13 protein-coding genes are annotated in these 17,272 nt (G+C 71.5%); 11 read left to right on the forward strand and 2 right to left on the reverse strand.

What is annotated here, in order from left to right:
- Positions 1-29 precede the first annotated feature (29 nt).
- The gene (locus tag OG504_RS38700) at positions 30-1,271 is read left to right on the forward strand and encodes an AAA family ATPase (protein ID WP_405993966.1); all 1,242 of its coding nucleotides are present in this window, start codon (positions 30-32) and stop codon (positions 1,269-1,271) included.
- Positions 1,268-2,536, forward strand: coding sequence for a DUF2201 family putative metallopeptidase (locus OG504_RS38705; RefSeq protein WP_405993967.1), 1,269 nt, complete (start codon positions 1,268-1,270; stop codon positions 2,534-2,536). Before OG504_RS38700 ends, OG504_RS38705 begins: the two co-directional genes overlap by 4 nt.
- A gap of 4 nt (positions 2,537-2,540) precedes the next feature.
- Here the strand turns inward: OG504_RS38705 and OG504_RS38710 are convergent, their stop codons facing one another.
- A complete protein-coding gene (locus OG504_RS38710) occupies positions 2,541-4,307 on the reverse strand; it encodes a glycoside hydrolase family 35 protein (protein WP_405993968.1) in 1,767 nt (588 codons plus the stop codon).
- A gap of 96 nt (positions 4,308-4,403) precedes the next feature.
- On the opposite strand from OG504_RS38710, the gene OG504_RS38715 reads away from it, so the two are divergent.
- The 7 genes from OG504_RS38715 (at position 4,404) to OG504_RS38745 (ending at position 12,978) form a co-directional block, all read left to right on the forward strand.
- A complete protein-coding gene (locus tag OG504_RS38715) occupies positions 4,404-5,294 on the forward strand; it encodes a helix-turn-helix domain-containing protein (RefSeq protein WP_405993969.1) in 891 nt (296 codons plus the stop codon).
- 220 nt (positions 5,295-5,514) lie between these two features.
- A complete protein-coding gene (locus OG504_RS38720; RefSeq protein ID WP_033286773.1) occupies positions 5,515-5,865 on the forward strand; it encodes a chorismate mutase in 351 nt (116 codons plus the stop codon).
- Positions 5,866-6,017: 152 nt separating this feature from the next.
- Complete coding sequence (locus tag OG504_RS38725; RefSeq protein WP_405993970.1) at positions 6,018-6,566, forward strand: two-component system response regulator; 549 nt, start codon at positions 6,018-6,020, stop codon at positions 6,564-6,566.
- A 56-nt stretch (positions 6,567-6,622) separates the two neighbouring features.
- The gene (pepN, locus tag OG504_RS38730; RefSeq protein ID WP_405993971.1) at positions 6,623-9,106 is read left to right on the forward strand and encodes an aminopeptidase N; all 2,484 of its coding nucleotides are present in this window, start codon (positions 6,623-6,625) and stop codon (positions 9,104-9,106) included.
- Between the two features lie 113 nt (positions 9,107-9,219).
- Positions 9,220-10,050: an NmrA family NAD(P)-binding protein gene (locus OG504_RS38735; RefSeq protein ID WP_405993972.1), complete on the forward strand. Its 831-nt coding sequence runs from the start codon at positions 9,220-9,222 to the stop codon at positions 10,048-10,050.
- A 115-nt stretch (positions 10,051-10,165) separates the two neighbouring features.
- Positions 10,166-11,533 (forward strand): pyridoxal phosphate-dependent decarboxylase family protein, encoded by a 1,368-nt coding sequence (locus OG504_RS38740; RefSeq protein WP_405993973.1) that lies wholly within the window; start codon positions 10,166-10,168, stop codon positions 11,531-11,533.
- A complete protein-coding gene (locus OG504_RS38745; RefSeq protein ID WP_405993974.1) occupies positions 11,530-12,978 on the forward strand; it encodes a lysine N(6)-hydroxylase/L-ornithine N(5)-oxygenase family protein in 1,449 nt (482 codons plus the stop codon). The genes OG504_RS38740 and OG504_RS38745 overlap by 4 nt, the downstream gene beginning before the upstream one ends.
- Positions 12,979-13,034: 56 nt before the next feature.
- Here OG504_RS38745 and OG504_RS38750 read toward each other — a convergent pair whose 3' ends face one another.
- Entirely contained in the window at positions 13,035-14,840 is a 1,806-nt protein-coding gene (locus OG504_RS38750; RefSeq protein WP_405993975.1) for a bifunctional metallophosphatase/5'-nucleotidase, read from the reverse strand.
- A gap of 127 nt (positions 14,841-14,967) precedes the next feature.
- Between OG504_RS38750 and OG504_RS38755 the strand changes: the two genes are divergently transcribed.
- Together OG504_RS38755 and pyk are read left to right on the forward strand one after the other, a co-directional pair.
- The gene (locus tag OG504_RS38755) at positions 14,968-15,687 is read left to right on the forward strand and encodes an SIMPL domain-containing protein (RefSeq protein ID WP_405993976.1); all 720 of its coding nucleotides are present in this window, start codon (positions 14,968-14,970) and stop codon (positions 15,685-15,687) included.
- A 145-nt stretch (positions 15,688-15,832) separates the two neighbouring features.
- Entirely contained in the window at positions 15,833-17,269 is a 1,437-nt protein-coding gene (pyk, locus tag OG504_RS38760) for a pyruvate kinase (RefSeq protein WP_405993977.1), read from the forward strand.
- Positions 17,270-17,272 lie beyond the last annotated feature (3 nt).

Consider the following 17,272-nt stretch of genomic DNA (forward strand, 5'->3'; position numbering starts at 1 on the left):
TCCCGCCTCGACCCCAAAGGTGATCCGCCATGCCCACACGCACGCTGTACGCCGCCCTCAACCTCACCCTCTCGCCCACTCAACTCGACGTCGCCGGGGAGCTGTTGACCCTCCTGCGCGACACCACCACCGAACCGCGCCCCGACATCCAGCTGGAGGCCCTGACCCTGTCCGTGGCCGCCGACCTGCCCGTGCTGCTGTGGGGCGAGCCGGGGATCGGGAAGACGGCCGCCCTGACGCAGCTCGCCGACGCCCTGGACCTGCCGTTGACCACGGTGATCGCCAGCGTGCACGAGCCGTCCGACTTCTCCGGGCTGCCCGTCGTGGGCGACGACCCGGCCGAGCAGGGCGTTCCGATGGCCCCGCCGGACTGGGCCGTACGACTCGTGCGGGCGGGCAAGGGGCTGTTGTTCCTGGACGAGTTGTCCACCGCGCCGCCCGCCGTGCAGGCCGCGCTGCTGCGGCTGGTGCTGGAGCGGCGGATCGGGGCGCTGCGGCTGCCGCCGGGGGTGCGGATCGTGGCCGCCGCCAACCCGCGGTCCTCGGCGGCCGACGGCTGGGAGCTGAGCCCGCCGCTCGCGAACCGCTTCGTGCACCTCCAGTGGACCCACGACCACGAGGTCGTCGTACGCGGACTCGGTGGCACCTGGCCGCGGGCGACGCTGCCGCGGCTCGACCCGGAGAAGCTGCCCGAGGCCGTGGACTTCGCGCGCCGCGCGGTGTGCGGGCTGCTCACCGGGCGGCCCAAGCTCGTCCACCGACTCCCCGGCAACGAGACGCGGCGCGGGGGCGCCTGGCCCTCGCCCCGGAGCTGGGAGATGGCGATGAGCCTGATCGCGTTCGCGACGGCGGCCGGTTCCTCGCGGGAGGTGCTGTCCCTGCTGGTCAGGGGCACGGTGGGGGACGGTCCCGGGCTGGAACTGCTCGCCAGTGTGGACCGGATGGACCTTCCCGACCCCGAGATCTTCCTCGCCAACCCGACGGCCGGCGAGCTGCCCGAGCGCGGGGATCTGCGGCAGGCCGTGCTCGACGGTGTGGTGGCCGCGGTCCGCAACCGTCCCGGCCGGGCCCGCTGGGACGCGGCATGGGCGCTGCTGGTCCGGGCGCTGGAGACCGGCGCCCCTGACCTGGTCGTCGTCCCCGCGACCACCCTCGCCTCGCTGCGCCGCGAGGACTGGGACGTACCCGCGTCCATCGAGCGACTCGCCGGAGTGGTCTCCCTGTCGCAGCGGGCGGACCGCGCCGCCGCGGCCACGAAGGGCGGCCGATGAACACCTCCGCGGCCAAGGGGGCGGGCGCCCTCGACCTCGACAAGCTCTTCGCCGCCCGCCTCTACGCGGCCCGCGTCCGCCCCTACCTCGCCACGGCCCTCTTCGCCCTCCACACGGTCGAGTCCCGGCACGTACCGACGATGGCCGTCGACCGGCACTGGCGCTGCTACGTCTCACCCGGTTTCGTGGACCGCATGTCCGTCGAGGACCTGGCCGGTGTCTGGGTCCACGAGGTCTCGCACCTCCTCCGCGACCACCACGGCCGCAGCGACCGTGTCGCCCGCGAGCGCGGACTGACCGGCCCGGGGGAGCGCTTGCGGATGAACATCGCCGCCGACTTCGAGATCAACGACGACGCGTTCGGCGACGGCCTCGTCACCCCCGAAGGCGCCGTCCAGCCGGGGTTGTTGGGGCTGCCCGTCGGGAACCTGATGGAGGACTACCTGCGCTGGTTCCAACTGGGGGCGCGCACCCAGGACTTGGCCTGGCTGGACTGCGGCAGCGGCGCCGACGGGCTCGACCGGGAGTGGGACCTGGGCGCGGACGGCGCGCACGGACTCAGCGAGCAGCAGCGCGACGCCGTCCGCTTCCGCGTGGCGCAGGGCATCACCGGCCGCCCCGGCAGCGCCCCCAGCGGGTGGCGGCGGTGGGCGGAGGAGGCGTTCCATCCGCCGCAGCCCTGGCGGCAGTTGCTCGGCGCGGCGATCCGCTCGGCGGTCTCCGCGCCCGGAGCCGGCGAGGACTACACCTACGGCAGGCCCTCGCGCCGCTCGGTGTCGCTGCCCGGCATCGTGCTGCCGAGCCTGCGCCGCCGACCGCCCCGGGTGTGCGTGGTCATCGACACCTCCGGGTCGGTCAGCGACGCCGAGTTGGGCAGCGCGCTCCTCGAAGTCGCCGCGATCGCACGGGCGGTGGGCGGCCGCCGCGACCTCGTCACCGTGGTGCCCTGCGACGCGGCGGCGCGGGTCGCCCAACCGCTGTGCCGCGCCGAGGGCATCGAGTTGCTGGGCGGCGGCGGCACGGACCTGCGCACCGGCTTCGCCAAGGCCCTGCGCACCCAGCCACCGCCCGACGCGGTCGTGGTCCTCACCGACGGGCAGACCCGCTGGCCGGACACCCGACCGCCCTGCCGCACGGTGGTGGGCCTCTTCCCACGCCGCTACGAGACCGGGGAGTACGCCGAGAACAACCCCGACTACGTGCCGGACACACCGCCCGGCTGGGCCCGGGTGGTCGAGATCGGGTCCGCCCCCATCGCCCGGTGATCCCTCAGCAGCTCTTCAGCGCGAGGGCCAACTCCGAAAGGGGAGGCGCCTCTTGAAGCTCCAGCACCCACACCTCGTTCACGCCCTCCCGCAGGACGGCACCGGGGACGTACAACTCCCGTTGCGGCCCCTCCGACCAGTACCGCCCCAGATTGAACCCGTTGACCCACGCGAACCCCCGTGTCCAGCCCGGCAGTTCGAGCAGGGCGTCCCCGGCGCCGCGCACCTCGACACTGCCCCGGTACAGCCCGCGGGAGCCGTCCGGGGGCAGCTCCCGCAGCGGAACCCGCTCGACGTCGTCCAGCGAGTCCAGCGCGTCCAACCGCAGCCCACGCGCGCGTACGTCGTGCAGATACTGCCGTTCGTGCAACAACCCCCCGGTGATGCCCTTCGCCTCCCCGAGCCGCGGCCCGTAATTGACCCTCCCCAGGGACTCCACCCACAGCTGCACACGCGCGTGCCCGGCGACGGGCTCCTTGAGCTGCTCGTCGCCCTCCATGAGGACCCCGGCCCGCTCCCCGTCGACGTACACCACCGCGAGGTCCCGCAGCCCGCGCGCGGTGAGCGGATACGGTGCGCGCGGTCCCGGAACGGTCACTTCGTAGCGGACGATTCCGCGGTCCACGTCCAGTTCCTCGAAGGTCGGCGGCACCGGACCCGCCGTCTCCGGCCCGCCGCGTGCCTCCAGTACGTCGGCCAGGGACGCCCAGCCCGTCAGGCTCACCTCGGCCGGGCCGCCCAACACGACCGGTGCGGGCGGGAGTTCGGGCAGCGGGCCGTCCGCGTACGCGGCGAGCACCTCGCGGAAGCGCCAGAACTTGTCCGTGGGGCGCCCGTACTCGTCGATCGGGGCGTCGTAGTCGTACGACGTCACATCGGGCTCCAGCGGGCCCTCGTGCAGCGCGCCGCCGCCCCGGTTGGCGCCCGCCCAGCCGGCGAAGTTGGTGCCTCCGTGCGCCATGTAGAGGTTGACCGACGCGCCGCACTCCAGGATCTCGCGCAGCGCGTCCGCCGCGTCCCCGGCAGCGCGGACGACGTGCTCGCCGCCCCAGTGGTCGAACCAGCCGCACCAGAACTCCATGCACATCAGCGGTCCATCAGGCTGGTGCCGCCGCAGCGTCTCGAAGGCCACGCGCGCGTGGGACCCGAAATTCACCGTCGCGAGCACACCGGGGACCGAGCCGCCGCCCAGCATGAAGTCCTCGGGACCGTCCGAGGTGAACAGCGGGACCGTGACCCCCTGGTCCCGCAGCAACTCCTCCACGCGCCGCAGATACACCGCGTCGGAGCCGTAGCTCCCGTACTCGTTCTCGATCTGCACCATGATCACCGGGCCGCCGCGGTCGAGCTGGCGGGACACGATCTCCGGCAGCAGGTGACGGAACCAGCGCTCCAGGTGGCCCAGGAAGCGTGCGTCACGCGTACGCGCGCGTGCCCCCAGTTCGCCCGTCAGCCAGTGCGGCAGGCCGCCGTTCTCCCACTCCGCGCAGATGTACGGCCCCGGGCGCACGATCGCCCACAGGCCCGCCTCCCGCGCCGCGTCCAGGAACCGGCCCAGCGCCTGTACGTCCCTCACGTCCCCGGGCGCCGGCTCGTGCAGGTTCCACGGGACGTACGTCTCCACGCAGTTGAGGCCCATCGCCCGCAGCATCGCCAGCCGGTGCCCCCAGCTCGCCTCGTGCACCCGGAAGTAGTGCAGTGCCCCGGACAGCAGCCGCACCGGCCGCCCGTCCAGCAGAAAGTCCCTGTCGCCCACGGTGAACTCACTCATGCCGACGACTCTCTCCCCTTGGCGGCGATCACGTCCATGGACAAAGATCACCGCTACTTGGACCGAGCGGACCGAGCACCGTGTGAGGGGGCGTCGATGTACCACACCTGGATGCGGTTCTTCACGCCCACACCGGCCCACCACCGCCTCGGCCTCGCCTGCCTCGGCGTGGGCCTCCAGTACGGCGCCCTGCCCACCGTCGGGCCCCGCACCCTCGACCACCACGTCGCCGTCGTGATCAGCGCGGGCGGCGGCTGGTACCTGAGCCCCGACGGCCGCCGTACGACCGTCACCGCGCCCGCGCTGCTGTGGCTCACCCCCGGCGTGCCGCACCACTACGCGCCCGACCCCGGCGGCGGCTGGGACGAGGGGTTCGTCGACTTCACCGGGCCCGCGACGACGACGTACACCGAACTCGGCTACATCGAGCCGGAACGGCCCGTGGTGCCCCTCTCGGACGCGGCCGGCCCCCGTGCGGTGATCGGGCGCATGGCGCGCGCCGCACGGCGCGGAAACCCCCTCCTGGAGGTGGAGACCGGCGCCGCCGTCCACGAACTCCTGGTCGCCCTGCGCCGCGCCCGCGCCGACCTCGCCCCCGACGGCGACCCCGTCCTCCAGGCCCTCGCCCGCGACGCCTGCCTGCCGCTGACCGTCGCCGACCACGCGGCCCGGCACGGCATGACCCCCGCCGCGCTGCGCACCGCCGTCCGCCAGGGCGCCGGATGCAGCCCCAAGGACTACCTCCTCGGCATCCGCCTGGGCCGCGCCAAGGAACTCCTCGCCGCCACCGAACTCCCCGTCGCCGCCGTCGCCCGCCGCGTCGGCTACGACGACCCCGCCTACTTCAGCCGCCTGTTCACCCGCCGCGTCGGCATGCCCCCCGTCCGCTTCCGCGCCCAACAGGGCCGTACCGTCCCCGGCGGCTGGAGCGACCAGGTCCCCGATCCGGCCGATCCACCCATCATCGAGTGGCCGCACGCCACGTAGGGCCGACGACCGTGTGATCGCGCGCCACACTGGGCTGCTGGTCGTGTGGCTGCGCGCCACATGGGTCCGTTGACAGGAGGACTGAGCGCCGGATGGCTGCGCGCCGACGTGGTTCCGGCGCTCGCGTGGCCCCACACCACACAGCCCCGCTCCTCAAGCGGCCGCACGCCACACAGGGCCCGAACACCGAGTGCCCGCACGCCACGTAGGGTTGTCGCCCATGACCACCAGCACCAACGGAACCGGTGACGTCGACCCCGCCGTGCGCGAGGAGCTCGCCCGGCTGCGCGACAGCATCGACAACATCGACGCCGCCGTCGTCCACATGCTCGCCGAACGCTTCAAGGCCACCCAGCAGGTCGGCGTCCTCAAGGCCACCCACCGGCTGCCGCCCGCCGACCCGGCCCGCGAGGCCCGCCAGATCGAACGACTCCGCGCGCTGGCCGAAAGCGCCAAGCTGGACCCGGCGTTCGCTGAGAAGTTCCTCAATTTCATCATCGGCGAGGTCATCCGCCACCACGAGCGCATCGCGGAGGACGCCGTGAACGGCGGTTCACCCACGGCGAACTGACCTCGCACGTCCGGTAAGGGGCGTGACAGCGGGGCGAGTTCGGGGCCATGCTGCGCTGTGCGCTCCTTGTGCACTCCATGTCAGCCGACGGGCACGCCCCGTCAACACCTGCGTCATAAGCTGGTTGTCCCACGCGGGAGGGACGTCGGGCCATGCCGTCGGATGCCGAGATCCTCATCGTCGACGACCATGAGGACACGCTGTACGCGCTGGAGAGCGCCCTGGCCCCGCTGGGCCACCGGCTCGCCCGCGCCACCAGCGGCGACGAGGCGCTCAAGCAGGTGCTCCGCGGCAGGGTCGGCCTCCTCCTGCTCGACGTGCGGATGCCTGGCGTCGGCGGCCTGGACGTCGTCCGCTACCTGCGCCGCCTTGAGCAGACCCAGCACATCCCCGTCCTCCTCCTCACCGGCTTCGGCCCCGACCCCGAGACGACCTCCGCCGCCTTCACCCTCGGCGTCGCCGACCTCGTCATGAAACCCGTCGACCCCTGGGCCCTGCGCACCAAGGTCCGCTACCTCTACGACGCCCACCAGCGCCACCAGGCCCTCGAACGCGAGGTCCGCGAACTCCGAGCCCTCCTGAAGGACCCGCACGAACCCCGCCCCGCCCTGCCCCACCCGGACGCGCGCGTGCCCTACCAGCGCGACGACCGGAACACCGCACCCACACCTGCGCCCGCCCCCGCACCCGACCGGACATAAGCCGCGTACGGAACCACCCCTGTGCCATGTCGGTGCCATCAGGCAGCATGTCCTGCATGTCCGTACTGACGCGCGACGAAGCGCAGACCCGTGCCAGGCTCCTCGACGTCCACCGTTACACGATCGAACTCGATCTGACGACGGGCGAGGACACCTTCGACTCCCGCACCGTCATCGCGTTCACCGCTCGTGCCGACGCGGACACCTTCGTCGAACTCAAGCCCGCCGAGCTGCGCTCCGTCACCCTCGACGGCCGCCCCCTCGACCCCGAGCACCTCGTCGAGAACCGGCTCCCGCTGCCCGGCCTCACCGCGGGCGAGCACGAACTGCGCGTCGACGCGAGCATGCGCTACTCCCGCACCGGCGAGGGCATGCACCGCTTCACGGACCCCACCGACAGCGAGACCTACGTCTACACCCAGCTCTTCATGGAGGACGTCCAGCGCGTCTTCGCCGCCTTCGACCAGCCCGACCTCAAGTCCGTCTTCGACCTGACCGTCACGGCCCCCGAAGGCTGGACCGTCCTCGCCAACGGCATCACCGAACACCTCGGCGAAGGCCGCTGGCAGGCCGCCCCCACCCCGCTCATCTCCACCTACCTCGTCGCCGTCGCCGCCGGCCCCTGGCACTCCGTCCGCACCGAACACCGCGGCCTGCCCTTCGGCATCCACTGCCGCCGCTCCCTGGCCCCCCACCTCGACGCGGACGCCGAGGAGATCCTCGACATCACCCGCCAGTGCTACGACCGCTACCACGAGAAGTTCGAGGAGCCCTACCCCTTCGACTCCTACGACCAGGCCTTCGTCCCCGAGTTCAACGCGGGCGCCATGGAGAACCCCGGCCTCGTCACCTTCCGCGACGAGTTCATCTACCGCTCCGCCGTCACCGACACCGAGCGGCAGACCCGCGGCATGGTCATCGCCCACGAGATGGCCCACATGTGGTTCGGCGACCTCGTCACCCTCCAGTGGTGGGACGACATCTGGCTGAACGAGTCCTTCGCCGAGTACATGGGCTACCAGACCCTCACCGAGGCCACCCGCTTCACCGACACCTGGACCGACTTCGGCGTCGTCCGCAAGGCCTGGGGCTACGACGCCGACCAGCGCCCCTCCACCCACCCCGTGGCCCCGGAGAACGTCGACGACACCGCCTCCGCCCTCCTCAACTTCGACGGCATCTCGTACGCCAAGGGGGCTTCCGCACTACGGCAGTTGGTGGCCTGGCTCGGCGAGAAGGACTTCCTCGCCGGCATCAACACCCACTTCGCCCGCCACAAGTTCGCCAACGCCACCCTCGCCGACTTCATCGACTCCCTCGCCTCCGGCACCGAACGCGACGTCCACGCGTGGGCGGACGCGTGGCTGAGCACGACGGGCGTGGACACCCTCACCCCGGCCGTCACCCGCGCCGACGACGGCACGTACACCCTGACCGTCGACCGCGCGGGCAGCCGCCCGCACCGCATCGCCGTCGGCCTGTACGACCAGGACCCCGGCGACACCGGCCGCCTCACCCTGCGCGAGCGCATCGACCTCGACGTGCCGCAGACCGAGCCCCAACCCCTCGGCAAGCGCCCGGCGTTGCTGCTCCTCAACGACGGCGACCTCACCTACGCCAAGGTGCGCTTCGACCCCGAGTCCTTCGAGACCGTCCGCACCAGCCTCTCCGGCCTCCCCGACCCCCTCACCCGCGCGGTCGTCTGGAACGCCCTGCGCGACACCGTCCGCGACGGCCAACTCCCCGCCTCCGCCTACCTGGACGCCGCCCGCGCCCACCTCCCGCACGAGACGGACCTCGCCCTCGTCCAGGGCGTCCTCGCCTTCGCCTCCGCCCAGGTCACCGACCGCTACCTCACCCCCGAGGCCCGCCCGGTCGCCCTCGCCACCCTCACCGCCCTGTGCCGCGACCTCATCCGCCGCACCGAGGACGGCTCCAACCCCGGCCTGCGCCTCATCGCCGTACGGCACTTCATCGACGTCGCCGCCCACCCCGACACCATCGCCGCCTGGCTCACCGAAGGCACCGTCCCCGGCGGCCCGGAGCTGGACCCCGAGCTGCGCTGGCGCGTCCTGGCCCGTCTCGCCGTCCTCGGCGCCACCGACGAACCCGCCATCGCCGCCGAGCTGGAGCGCGACCCGTCCGCCACCGGCCAGGAGGGCGCCGCCCGCTGCCGGGCCGCCCTCCCCGACCCCGAGGCCAAGCGCACGGCATGGGAGGCGATGTTCACCACGGACGACCTCTCCAACTACCTCTTCACCGCCACCGCCCAGGGCTTCTGGCAGCCCGAACAGGCCGACCTGGTACGGGAGTACGTGCCCCGCTTCTTCACGGACGCGGTAGCCCTCGCCACCCGCCGGGGCCCCGCCATGGCCGACGCCGCCGGCCGCTGGGCCTTCCCCACCCACGCCGTCGACGCCGAAACCCTGCGCCTGGGCGAGGAGTGCCTGCGCGACGCCGACCTCATCCCGTCCCTGCGCCGCAAGTTCGTCGACCAACTCGACGACCTGGCACGGGCGTTGCGGGTACGGGAGGCGTAGGACCCGGGCCCTACGCCGTCCCGGGCACACCTCGTCCCCGCCGACGATGCGGCGGGCTGATCGTCCTTCCTAGGCTCGATGCCGCCAAGGACGGTCAGCCCCAGGAGGAACCCGTGATCGTAGTGACAGGCGCCACTGGCAACGTCGGCCGCGCACTGGTGGCACGCCTCACCGCCGCGGGCCGGCCCGTGCGGGCACTGACGCGCGACCCCCAGCGGGCCGGACTACCGCAGCAGGCGGAGGTCGTCCGCCACCAACTCGACGACCCCGCTGCCCTGTTCAGCGGCGCGACCCAGCTCTTCCTGAACCTCCAGGCCACCGGTGAGACGATCCCGGTACTGCTCGACGCGGCCCGCGCGGCCGGTGTCCGGCACGTCGTCATGCTCTCCTCCGGAGTCATCCGAGAGGGTGCCGACACCAGCCACCCCATCCACATCTGGCACGCCAGGGCCGAACAACAGGTACGCGACAGCGGCCTGGCGGCGACCGTCCTGCGACCCCACGCCTTCGCGGCCAACGCCCTCCAGTGGGCCCCGCAGATCCGCGCGGGCGACACCGTTCGCGGCCCCTTCGCCGACGGCGTCTCGGCACCGATCCACGAGGACGACATCGCCGCCGTCGCCGAACGCGCCCTCCTCGACCCCGGCCACGAGGGAGCGGCCCACCGCCTCACCGGCCCCGAAGCGGTCACCACGGCCCAGCAGATCACCGCGATCGGCCACGCGACCGGCCGCGACCTGCGCTTCACCGAGATCCCCGTGGACGAGGTCGGCCCCGAACTCTTCCCCCACGTACCCCCGGAGATGCTCCCCGGTCTCCTCAAGGCCTTCGGCGGGAGCGTCGGCACGACCCCGGAGATCACCACCACGGTGGAGGAGATCACCGGCGTACCGGCCCGCCCGTTCAGCACCTGGGCGAAGGACCACGCGGACGACTTCCGCTGACCCTCCCACTCCGCTCACACAACACTTTCGGGTTCTGATCGTTGTTCACCCCGGGCGCGTCGACTCATCCAGGTACAAGCTGGAACTCCCCCTGCCACGCGCCCCGGAGGACAGCATGAGCAGCGCCCCCCTCGCCTCAGGCCCCGAAGGACCCGACGCCCTGCGGCCGTTGCTCGACACCGTCCTCGACGCCCTCGGCACCGGCCGCCGGGCCCGCGGCGGCCCGCTCCCCGCCGGCGGCCCCGACGCCGTCGCCGCCCGGCTCAGGGACGCCGTCGGGGACGTACTCCCCGACGACGGCGACCCCGACGCCCTGCGCACCCTCGTGCACGCCCTCGCGGAAGGCGCCGCCGACCCCGCCGACCCGCTGTGCGCGGCGCACCTGCACTGCCCGCCGCTCGCCGTCGCCGCCGCGGCCGACCTCGCCGTCAGCGCGCTCAACCCCTCGCTCGACTCCTGGGACCAGGCCCCCGCCGCCTCCGCCCTCGAAGCCCTCGTCACCCGCACCCTTGCCCACGAGATCGGCCTCGCCGACGCCCTCGTCACCACCGGCGGCACCGAAGCCAACCAACTCGCCCTGCTCCTCGCCCGCGAAGCCCAGGGCGGCAGCGTGCAGTTGGTCTGCGGAAGCAACGCCCACCACTCCCTGCCCCGCGCCGCCTGGCTCCTCGGCCTGCCCGACCCCGTCGTCGTCCCGGCCCCCACCGGCACCCTCGATCCCGCCGCCCTCGACGGCGCCCTCACCGCACTCCCGGGAGCGCGCGGCTCCGTCCTGGTGGCCGCCACCGCCGGCACCACCGACGCCGGACTCATCGACCCGCTCCCCGAGATCGCCGGCCTGTGCGCCGCGCACGGCGCCCGCCTCCACATCGACGCCGCCTACGGCGGAGGCCTCACCTTCAGCGACCGCCACCGCGACAAACTCGCCGGCCTCGACCGTGCCCACACCGTCACCCTCGACCTGCACAAACTCGGCTGGCAGCCCGTCGCCGCCGGCCTCCTCGCCGTACGCCGGCCCCGCGACCTCGCCGCCCTCACCCAGCGCGCCGACTACCTCAACGCCGACGACGACACCGAAGCCGGCCTCCCGGACCTCCTCGGCCGCTCGATGCGCACCACCCGACGCCCCGACGTCCTCAAGCTCGCCGTCACCCTGAAAACCCTCGGCCGCAACGGACTCGGCACCCTCGTCGACCAAGTCTGCGCCCGCGCACGGGAGTTCGCAGCCCTGGTCCGCGACCACCCCGGCTTCGAGCTCTACGACCCGCCCGTCATCAGCACCGTCCTGTTCCGGCCCGCCGACGCCACCGACGACGCCGTGGCCGCCGTACGCCGCCGACTCCTCCACGACGGACGGGCCGTCCTCGGCCGGGCCGCGCTCGACGGCCGGCTCTGGCTCAAGGCCACCCTCCTCAACCCCCACACCCGGCCCGACGACCTGGCCGCCCTCCTGAAACTGGTGGAAGGAAACACCCCCCGATGAACCACCCCCCGACGGGTCACCCCAAGACCCCCAACCCCCCACACCACGAACCCGATTCACCCCGCGACCTGGTCGGCATCGGCATCGGACCGTCCAACCTCTCGCTGGCCGCGCTCGCCCACCCCCTCACCGAACTCGACACCGCCTTCTACGAACAGCGCCCCGGCTTCGACTGGCACCCCGGCCTGCTCATCGACGGCGCCACCGTCCAAGTCCCCTTCCTGGCCGACCTGGTGACCCTCGCCGACCCCGCCAGCCCCTGGTCCTTCCTCAACTATCTGAGGGCCCGCGACCGCCTCTTCCCCTTCTACTTCGCCGAGCGCTTCCACATCCAGCGCGCCGAGTACGACGCCTACTGCCGCTGGGTCGCCGACAGCCTCCCCGGACTCCACTTCGGCCACCAGGTCGACGCCGTCCGCTTCAACCCCGAACGCGACGTCTTCGAGGTCGACTTCACCCAGCTCGACAGCGACGGAGAAGCCGAAGCCCTCGGACGGACGTACACCAAGAACATCGTCCTCGGCGTCGGCACCGCCCCCTACGTCCCCGACCCGCTCAGGCCCCTCGTCGAAGCCCCCGGCGTCCCCGTCATCCACGCCGCCGACTACCTCGCCCACCGCGAAACGTTTCTCGCCGCCGAGCACATCACCGTCATCGGCTCGGGACAGACCGGCGCCGAGGTCTTCCTCGACCTGCTCCGCCACCGCCCCGCAGGCCACGAGAAACTCCACTGGATCGGCCGCAGCGAGGCGTTCGCGCCCATGGAGTACTCCAAGCTCGGCCTGGAACACTTCACCCCCGACTACACCCGCTACTTCCACGCCCTCGCCGAACCCGTCCGTGACCGCCTCGTCACCTCGCAGTGGCAACTCCACAAGGGCATCGACGCCGACACCATCGCCGCCATCCACGACGAGCTCTACCGCCGTACGCTGCACGGCGGTTGGCCCGACGCCGTCCTCACCCCCGGCGTCCGCGTCCGCACCGCAGGACGCATCGCGACCACCAAGGTCGAGCTCCACCTGGAACACCTCCAGCAGAACACCCGCTCCCGCCTCACCACCGACGCCGTCGTCCTCGCCACCGGCTACCGCGAACGCCCCCTCGGCCGCATCCTCGCCGGACTCGACCCCTACCTGCGCCGCGACAGCGCCGAACGCCCGCGCATCGACGACCAGTTCAGGCTCGTCCTCGACCCCTCCGTCACCGGCTCCGGCTGCCAGGTCTACGTCCAGAACGCCGAACTCCACACCCACGGCGTCGGCGCCCCCGACCTGGGCCTCGCCGCCTGGCGCAGCGCCACCATCCTCAACTCCCTCACGGGCAAGGAGCCTTACCCCCTCCCCGGCCGAACCGCCTTCACCACGTTCGGACTTGACCCCCAGGCCCAGATCCCCACGGCCCGCCAGGCCACCCGCACCCTCACCCCGCTCGTAGAACGCTGAGAAGGGGCCCGGCGACCAGAGTCGCCGGGCCCCGGAAGACGAGCTCAGGAACCGGTTCAGAACACCGGCGTCCCGTTCCGCGTCAACTTCCAGTCCACCGAGGCGAAGTCGGCCGGATCCAGCACGCCCTTCGCGGTCACCCACTCCGCGATCCGTGTCCGGATCTCCGTCGACTCCGACCACACCTCGGTCGCCGACGCCACATGCGGGAACGCACCGCCGCCGTTCGCCCGGTAGTTGTTCACCGCCAGCACGAACTGCTGCGCGTCGTCCAGCGCCGCCCCGTTGTACGTCAGGTTCTTGATCCGCGAACCGGCCGCCTGCGCGATGTCGATGTCGTACGAGAACCCGGACACGTAGTCGTAGTTGTAGTCCGGACGGCCACCAGCGTTCGTCAACTTCTCCGTGTCCACGGCCGCGTCGGCGGCCGTCTGCACGAAGTACTCCGCCGAGTACTCCAGATACGCCCGCACCTGAGCACCCGTCAGCAACTTCGCCACCAGCGTGTTGTCGTACACGTACAGACCCGACAGATCCCGGATCGTCACGTTGCCCGCCGGGATCTGAGACGTCCGCGAGAACGGCGACGCCTGCGCGATCACTGGCAGCGAGGCGTACGCCGTACCCGCCAACGCGGCCTTCACCACGTCTTCTTGGACCTTGGTGATCAGGTCGATGATCGGCGCGTCCTTGTACCGCGCGTCGACCGTCGTCAGCGTCGCCGTCGCCGTACCGACCACCTGGTTGACGTACTCCACGACCAGCGCGTGCTCGTCCTTCAGCAACCGCGTGATCTTCGGATCGTCCGCGACCGTCTTCGCGTCCCGCAGCGAGGCCGCCACCGACTCGACGGACCAACGCCCCTTCTCGAAGACCAACTCGAAGTCGAACACGCTCAACCGCTCGGCGTAGCACAGCGGTTCGGACAGCACGACGGTCTTCCCCGTCGCCTTGTTCGTGACCTTCAACTCCGGGATCTCCACGTGCGCGTGGCCCACGAGGATCGCGTCGATGCCGGGCACCTGCTGCGCGACGAGCGCCGCCGAGTTCTCCACGTACGGCAGCTGGTCACCGTACGACGACGTCCCCGACGACCCGGAGTGCGCCGACACCACGACGACATCCGCGCCCATCGACCGCAGCTTCGGCACCCACTTCGCCGCCTGCTCCTCAAGCCCCGGGAACGTCAACTTCCCCTGCACATACGCCTTGTCCCAGATCGCGATACCCGGGTTCGTGAGCCCGAGGACCGCGACCTTGACCGGCGGAGCGCCCGGCACCTGGAACCTCTTGATGAAGTACGGCGGGAACGCGGGCTTCAGCGTCTTCGCGTCCAGCGCGTTCGCCCCGAGCAGCGGGAAACGGCACTGGTCCTCGAACTTCCGCAGCGTCTCGATGCCGTAGTTGAACTCGTGGTTGCCCAGCGCCGCCGCGTCGTACCCGATCGCGTTCATCGCCTGCGCCATCGGGTGCACCGGACCGCCCTTGGCGGTGATCGGGTCCACCTTCGCGAAGTAGTACGTCAGCGGAGTGCCCTGGATCGTGTCGCCCGCGTCCAGCAGCAGCGTGTTGCGACGGCCCTTCTCGTCGCGGATCTGGTTCACGAGGGTCGAGACCCGCGCCAGACCCATCGCGTTGCCCGCGGCGTCCGCGTACTCCGCGTCCTTGAAGTAGTCCCAGTTGAAGACATGCCCGTGCAGATCCGTCGTGCCCATCACGGTCAGCGAATACCGCTTGGCGTGCCTGCCCGGCTTCTTCTTCTCCGCGGCCTGCGCCGCCGGAGCCGCCGCCGCACCGGCCAGCGCGACCCCCGCGCCCGTCACAGCGGACTTCTTCAGGAACTTCCGACGGTTCAAGGGCATCTCTGGATCTCCTCGGGAAACGGTCAACAACGCGCGTAGATTCTTACTCGCTTCTTACCGCACGCGACAGGTCCCGCAGGTTTCGATCTGATGACCACCAGGCGGCACACCTGACAGAGTGGGACGTATGACCACCCCTGCCCCGGACGACCAACAAACCCCCGTCCCCTACGGCACCCCCGACGCCCCCCGCATCGCCGTCCGCGGCGAGGCCCGCCTCGAAGTCGACCCCGAGATCGCCCGCATCGGCATCACCGTCGCCGCCCGCGGCACCGACCGCCGCACCGCCCTCGACGACCTCACCCGCCGCAACGCCACCGTCCTCGACCTCGTCAAAAGCTACGGCGAAGCAGTCGAACGCCTCGAGACCGGCGGCTTCTCCATCACCCCCGAACTCACCAAGCACGGCCGCGGCGAACGCGTCCACCGCTACCACGGCAGGGTCAACATCACCGCCGAACTCACCGACTTCACCGCCCTCGGCGAACTCACCACCCGCCTCGCCGACCTCGACCTCACCCGCGTCGACGGCCCCTGGTGGGCCCTGCGCCCCGACTCGCCCGTCCACCGCCAGGCCCGCCAGCAAGCCGTCCACGAAGCCGTCCAACGCGCCCGCGAATACGCCGAAGCACTCGGCACGACACTCGCCGCACTGGTGGAACTGGCCGACATCGGCGCCGAGAACGCCCAGACCTACGGTGCCCCCCAGACCCGCATGCGCTCCATGTCCTTCGCCGGCGGCGGAGGCGAGGACACCACCGCAGCCCCCCTCGACCTCGAACCCCAACGGCAGCACATCTACGCCCAGGTCAACGCACGCTTCACGATGGCACCCCCGCGCCTTTGACATGCATCCGCAATTCGACGATTCGAACGCTCATTGGAGCACCCCGCCGCACATTCAAGCCTTGTCAATAACCCTTCACCCAAAGGTTGTTGAGTAGTCATGCACGGCCAATTCCCTACCCGTCGGTAAGGCCTAGGCTCAAACCATGCGCCGAGCAAAAATCGTCTGTACATTGGGCCCCGCCACCGACTCGTACGACCAGATCAAAGCCCTGGTCGAAGCCGGAATGGACGTAGCCCGCTTCAACCTCAGCCACGGCACCCACGCCGAACACGAGGAGCGCTACCAGCGCGTCCGAAAGGCCTCCGAGGAGACCGGCCGCAGCGTCGGAATGCTCGCCGACCTTCAAGGCCCGAAGATCCGACTCGGCCGCTTCACCGAAGGACCCGTACTCCTTGAACGCGGAGACACCTTCACCATCACCGTCGAAGAAGGCGCCGAAGGCGACCGCCAGACCTGCGGCACCACCTACGCCGGCCTCGCCACCGACGTCACCACCGGCGAACGCATCCTCGTCGACGACGGCAAGGTCTGCCTCGAAGTCACCGCCGTCGACGGCCCCCGTGTCCACACCAAGGTCGTCGAAGGCGGCATGGTCTCCGACCACAAAGGCCTGAACCTCCCCGGAGTCGCCGTGTCCGTCCCGGCCCTCTCCGACAAGGACGAGGACGACCTCCGCTGGGCCCTGCGCACCGGCTTCGACGTCATCGCCCTCTCCTTCGTCCGCAGCGGCAATGACATCGACGACGTCCACCGCATCATGGACGAGGAAGGCCACCGCCTCCCCGTCATCGCCAAGGTCGAGAAACCCCAGGCGGTCGAGGCCATCGACGACATCGTCGCGGCCTTCGACGGCATCATGGTGGCCCGCGGCGACCTCGGCGTGGAGATGCCCCTCGAACAGGTCCCGATCGTCCAGAAGCGCGCCGTCAAACTGGCCAAGCGCAACGCCAAACCGGTCATCGTCGCCACCCAGATGCTCGACTCGATGATCGAGAACTCCCGCCCCACGCGCGCGGAGGCCAGCGACGTGGCGAACGCGGTCATCGACGGCACGGACGCGGTGATGCTCTCCGGCGAGACCAGCGTCGGCAAATACCCCATCGCCACCGTCACCACCATGGCCCGCATCGTCGAAGCGGCCGAGGAGGACATCCTCGCCAAGGGCCTGCCCCCACTGACCGAACGCAACAAGCCCCGCACCCAGGGCGGCGCGGTGGCCCGAGCGGCAGCGGAGATGGGCGACTTCCTCGGCGCGAAGTTCCTGGTGGCCTTCACCCAGTCCGGCGACACGGTCCGCCGTCTCTCCCGCTACCGCTCGCCGATCCCGGTCATGGCCTTCACCCCCGACCCGGCGACCCGCGCCCAACTCACCCTCACCTGGGGCGTGGAGACCATCCTCGGCCCCCACGTCGACTCCACCGACGCGATGGTCGACCAGGTCGACGAACTCCTCCTCAAGTACGGCCGCTGCCAGAAGGGCGACATCGTCGTCATCACGGCCGGCTCACCCCCCGGAGTCGCCGGCTCGACCAACCTCGTCCGCGTCCACCACGTCGGCGAGGACGACAGCCCCAAGTAGCGC

It is taken from the genome of Streptomyces sp. NBC_00986 (assembly GCF_045162565.1).
In the GTDB taxonomy this organism is placed as follows: domain Bacteria; phylum Actinomycetota; class Actinomycetes; order Streptomycetales; family Streptomycetaceae; genus Streptomyces.